The 4829-nt window shown below is 63.7% G+C and carries 6 protein-coding genes; 1 reads left to right on the top strand and 5 read right to left on the bottom strand.

Annotated features, from left to right (window positions below):
• Positions 1-48: 48 nt before the first annotated feature.
• The gene (locus tag EOA28_RS25190; protein ID WP_127253795.1) at positions 49-486 is read right to left on the bottom strand and encodes a MarR family winged helix-turn-helix transcriptional regulator; all 438 of its coding nucleotides are present in this window, start codon (positions 484-486) and stop codon (positions 49-51) included.
• 142 nt (positions 487-628) lie between these two features.
• Here EOA28_RS25190 and EOA28_RS25195 point away from each other — a divergent pair, with 142 nt between their 5' ends.
• Positions 629-1036 carry a hypothetical protein gene (locus tag EOA28_RS25195; RefSeq protein ID WP_127253796.1) on the top strand — a complete coding sequence of 136 codons (408 nt, stop codon included), beginning with the start codon at positions 629-631 and terminating at the stop codon, positions 1034-1036.
• 121 nt (positions 1037-1157) lie between these two features.
• Here EOA28_RS25195 and EOA28_RS25200 read toward each other — a convergent pair whose 3' ends face one another.
• The 4 genes from EOA28_RS25200 to hutC all read right to left on the bottom strand — a co-directional run.
• Entirely contained in the window at positions 1158-1940 is a 783-nt protein-coding gene (locus tag EOA28_RS25200; RefSeq protein ID WP_127386244.1) for an ABC transporter ATP-binding protein, read from the bottom strand.
• Between the two features lie 13 nt (positions 1941-1953).
• Entirely contained in the window at positions 1954-2748 is a 795-nt protein-coding gene (locus tag EOA28_RS25205; RefSeq protein ID WP_189342177.1) for an ABC transporter permease, read from the bottom strand.
• 92 nt (positions 2749-2840) lie between these two features.
• Complete coding sequence (locus EOA28_RS25210; protein ID WP_127250653.1) at positions 2841-3842, bottom strand: ABC transporter substrate-binding protein; 1002 nt, start codon at positions 3840-3842, stop codon at positions 2841-2843.
• A 285-nt stretch (positions 3843-4127) separates the two neighbouring features.
• Positions 4128-4829, bottom strand: a 702-nt coding sequence (gene hutC, locus EOA28_RS25215) for a histidine utilization repressor (RefSeq protein WP_128315401.1), incomplete at its 5' end; no start/stop codon positions are given.

Genomic DNA, 4829 nt, shown 5'->3' on the forward strand with positions numbered 1-4829 from the left:
GATCACGGCGCTCAGGCTGCGTCACTACGCCTTTGGGGCGATAGCGGGCTACGACTGAGGCGCCTCGGCGTTCCGCCTGAGCATCGCAAGCACCTCGGCGAATTCGGCCAGCCTGTCATCGGGAATGCCGGCCCGCAGCCGCTTGTCGAAGGCGACGGCCGCGAGACGGAGTTTCTCGAACAGCGCTTCTCCGGCTACAGTCAGCGCCACCTGATGGACCCTGCGGTTTTCCGGATCGCGGCGGCGCGTCAGCAAGCCCTGCGTCTCCATGGCGTTGAGGTGATGCGTCAGTGTCGCGCCCTGGATGCCGATCATGCCGGCAAGCTCGCGCTGGTTGGCCAGTTCCTTCGACTTGACCGACAACAAGGTCAGCCAGACCGGCAGCGTGCCGCCGGCCTCGACCAGCGCGGCATCGAAGGCCTGCGCCACCACTTTCGAGGTGCGGGCGAGGTTCATGCCGACGGGCGGGCGGTCAAATGGTGTCATGACGTGACAGTAGAGCATGCAATGAGAACGTGAAGCTCGGCTCCATTAATTGACATCTAATCATTAGATATCTAACTTTGTCTTATTGAGGGCGTCGCGACATGGCAGCGACGTGCGGCGGGCGGCAGAGAGGAATGCGGTCATGCAATATATCTATATCGTCGTCATCGGCCTGCACGTCATGGCCGGAGTGTTCTGGGCCGGCACGACCATTGCGGTCGCCCGCGATCCGGAGATCAAGGCGGAGCGCTTCATCCGGCCGCAGCTCGGCGCCTCCGGCGTGGTGTTCCTGACCGGCATACTGCTCTGGTATTTCTTCCATGAGGGCGCATTCGGCCCAATGGAGAAGGCGCTGGCGCTCGGCATTGTGACGGCGCTGATCGCCGCCGGCGTGCAGGGCGCGCTCGTCGCCTCCGCCAGCCGGCAACTGGCTGGCGCCGATCAAGCGACGCAAACGCAACTGCGGGCGAAAATGACCAGAGGCGAACGCATCGCCGGCGGGTTGCTGGTCATCACGGTGTTTTGCATGGCGACCGCCAAGCTTTTCTGAAACCGCACGGCCGGCCAAACCGACCGGGCGCGGCGCGCAACGGACCAGAGCGGCAGGTGGCTCTCCTTGCAAAGGTCCGTTGCGCGTCACCAATCTGCGGGCCGAGCGATCAAAGCACCCTCTAAGCCATTTCCGGGCGCTTGGAGGCCTCGCGAATGGCTTTGTGGACATTGCGCTGCAGGTCCATGAAGGCGGCGCTCTCCATGACCTCCTCGCGCCGCGGGCGCTCGATGTCGACGTCAAAAGTCCGCATGATGCGCCCGGGGCCGATGCCCATCACGACAATGCGGTCCGACAGATAGACGGCTTCTTCGACGTCGTGGGTGACGAAGAGCACGGTCAGCCTGTGCTCCTCCCAGATCTGGGTGAGCAGTTCCTGCATCTGATGCCTGGTCAGGGCATCGAGCGCACCGAAGGGCTCATCCATCAAGAGCATCTTGGGACGATAGGAAAGAGCGCGCGCAATGGCGACGCGCTGCTTCATGCCGCCCGAAAGTTCGGATGGATAGAGATTGGCCGAGTGCGGGAGCTTGACCAGATCGAGATGCTCAAGCGCGATCCTGCGGCAGGTGGCGCGGTCATGGCCGGCGGCCTTGAGGGCGAACTCGATGTTCTGCTGCGCCGTCAGCCAGGGCAGCAGCGTATAGGACTGGAAGACGACGCCGCGGTCGAGGCCCGGCTTCAGGATCGGCGCCCCGTCGATGTCGAGATCGCCCGAGTCGAAATCCTGCAGTCCGGCGACGATCGACAGCAGCGTGCTCTTGCCGCAGCCCGACGTGCCGACCAGCGACACGAACTCGTTGTCGGCGAGGTCGAGGTTGATGTCGCGCAGGACTTCGGTGCGCCGCGCTCCGGTGCCGAAACTCTTGTGGAGGCCCTTGATCCGCAGTTTGGGGGAATTCATCGGCCGGACCTCGTCATGAACGGCTGTCCTGGCGGAACAGCACCTTGCCCAGCGCCTTCATGACCTGGTCGGTGATCAGGCCGAGGATGCCGAGCAGAAGGATGTAGCCGATGATGGTGTTGGTCTGGAAATAGCGCTGCGAGACGGTGATGCGATAGCCCAGGCCGGACGTCGCGGCGACGAGCTCGGCCAGCACCAGCCAGGTCCAGGCCCAGCCCAGACTGATGCGCAGCGTATCCCAGATGCCCGGCAAGGCGCTGGGCACCACGATGCGCGTCAGGATCTTGCGGTCCGGCAGGCCGAGCGTCCTGCCGAGACCGACGAAGTCGGCCGGCACGCGCTTGACGTTGTCCATGATCATCAGCACCTGCTGGAAGAAGGTGCCGATGAAGATGATCAGGAATTTCTGGACGTCGCTCGTGCCCGCCCACAGGATGGAGAGCGGCACGAAGGCAACGACCGGCATATAGCGGATGAAATCGACCAGCGGCTCGATGGCCGCTTCCCAGGTCCGGAAGCTGCCGATCAGCACGCCGATCGGAATGGCGAGCACCGAGGCGATGAGGAAGCCGACCGAAATACGGTAGATCGAGGCCTCGATATCGGTGAGCAGCGTGCCGTCGGCCCAGAGCTTGCCGAGTTGCGTCGCCACGCTGGCGGGCGACGGCAGGAAGATCGGCTTGACCAGGTCGAGCCCCGTCGCCGCCCACCAGGCGAGGCCGAGACCGGCAAAGACGGCCACGGCGATGATCAGGAAGCGGGAGCGCGCGATGGGCGCGCCGATCCCGGAGGATCGGCGCCGACGCATCGCCTGCCTGGCGGCAGGTCCCGTCGCCGGGCCAGGCGGGCTCGCTTTGCCGGCAGGCTCATCGGACATCTCGGCGGCCGCCACGAACCGCCCTATTGTGCGGCCTTGACGAAGGCCGGATCGATCATCTGCTCCGGCGTCACGTCGGCCTGAAGCAGCCCGGCATTCTTGGCGGCGGCCTCGACGTCGGCGAATGTCTTGGTGGAAAAGTCTCCCGTCAGCGCGCCCTTGTTCTCGGCAAGCGAATAATAACGCACGCCTTCGAACGCCGTATTCAGATCCTCGACACTCGAGCCGACCGCCTTGGAGATGATGGCGCGGCCGCCGGGCGTGTCGGCATTGTAGTCCTTGAGCGCCGCGTCCCAGGCCTTGATCATGGCCAGCACCTGGCCAGGCCGCGACTTGATCACCTCGTCGCGCACGACCAGCACGTCGCTGATCAGGCCCGGATCCTCGCCGGCGGTGAAGAGAAGCTTGACATCCTTGTTCTGCGCCCTGGCCGTGGTGAGATAGGGCTCATAGGTGACCGCGACCGGGACGCGGCCGGCAATCAACGCGCTGCCGGCATCGGCGGCCGGCATCGGCACCGGCTGGACGTCGGCGATCGACATGCCGTTCTTGGACAGCGCGTATTTCAGCAGGATGTCGCTGGTCGTGCCTTCCTCGAAGGCGACCTGCTTGCCCTTGAGATCGGCGACCGAGTTGACGTCCTTGCCGGCGATCATGGCGTCGGCCGTCATCGAGACGTCGAGCAGCAGCACGATCTTGACCGGCAGGCCGGCCGCGACCATGCCCATGGCGGTGTGGGTGGCGATGTTCGCCGCATCGAGCTGGCCGCTCGCCAGGGCGGCGTTGATGTCCTTGTCCTCGGTGAAATTGACGATCTGGACGTCCGACAGACCGCTCGCCTTGAACAGGCCCTTGGCTTCGGCGACATGCCACTGGCCGTAGCCCAGCCACGGCTCAATGCCGATCTTGAACGATCCGGCCTCGGGCGTCGCGGGAATGACCGTATCGGCGGCGTGGGCGAGCGGGGCGAAGCCGATGGTCGCCGCTACCACGAGCGCACGGAATTGTCCTGTGAGGTTAAGCATCATCTTTGTTCCCCTTGATGATCCAGAGCGCTTTTTTGAACCAAGCTTCCCATCCGGTGAGAATGCGGCTTCTGCTTCTTGCGGCACTGTGCCTCGGCGTCTTACCTGCCACGTCGACGGGAGTGAAACGATATTCAACGTCGGCGACGATGGATGTCAAGGCTAAAATACATACATGCATATACAAGCTGGAGAGGCTGATTACCGTGCTCTTGGCAGCATTTGGGCAAGCCGATCCCTGCCCCTTCATGACCGGCGCCGGAGGCGTGAACAATTCGACCCGTCTCACGTCTTGCGCGACGGAGAATAGCGGCTGCCCAGCGAGTAGCGGCTGCCGACATAGGTCAGCTTGCTGATGGTGGCGACGATCGCGCCGGTCCATGTCCGGCGATGCAGGAGAAGGCAGCAACTGCCGACGTCGATGGCGAGGCGCCGCGCCGTCTCGGCATCGGCCGGGACCGCGGAAATGATATGTTCGACCTCGGTCACCGGCGTCTTCTGCATCAGGTAATCATAGGTCGCCGTCTTCGAGAAATCCTGCTTGTCATAGTCGGGTATCAGGCGAGGATTGACGAAGCGCTCTTCCAGTTGCACGGGCAGGTCGTTCTCGAAATTGACCACCACCGAATGATAGATCGCCGCGCGCTTGGCGAATTCGAAGGACAGCGAGAGCTCCTTGGTCGGCGTGATCCTTTCGAGGACGAGAACCTCGGAGCGATGCCTGTTGCCGCGCGCGACGATCTCGGCCGCGATGTTGTTGATCTCGATCAGCGTCGATTGTGGCTTTGGCGGCGCGATGAATGTCCCCACGCCCTGCAACCGGATCAGGAAGCCGGCCGAGGTCAATTCCCGCAAGGCCCGATGGACGGTCATGCGCGACACGCCGAGCGCGGCCACGAATTCATTCTCGGACGGCAGCTTGCTGTCCTTGGTCCACTTGCCGGTTCCGATGTTGGTCAGGATGTAGTCCTTGACCTTCTCGTAGAG

The organism is Mesorhizobium sp. M2A.F.Ca.ET.067.02.1.1, assembly GCF_004023285.1.
Lineage (GTDB): Bacteria > Pseudomonadota > Alphaproteobacteria > Rhizobiales > Rhizobiaceae > Mesorhizobium.

Bases quoted from the DNA above. Each gene is read 5' to 3' on its own strand.
- EOA28_RS25205 (WP_189342177.1), bottom strand. From the start codon at position 2,748: ATGCGTCGGCGCCGATCCTCCGGGATCGGCGCGCCCATCGCGCGCTCC.
- EOA28_RS25210 (WP_127250653.1), bottom strand. From the start codon at position 3,842: ATGCTTAACCTCACAGGACAATTCCGTGCGCTCGTGGTAGCGGCGACC.
- EOA28_RS25200 (WP_127386244.1), bottom strand. From the start codon at position 1,940: ATGAATTCCCCCAAACTGCGGATCAAGGGCCTCCACAAGAGTTTCGGC.
- EOA28_RS25195 (WP_127253796.1), top strand. From the start codon at position 629: ATGCAATATATCTATATCGTCGTCATCGGCCTGCACGTCATGGCCGGA.
- EOA28_RS25190 (WP_127253795.1), bottom strand. From the start codon at position 486: ATGACACCATTTGACCGCCCGCCCGTCGGCATGAACCTCGCCCGCACC.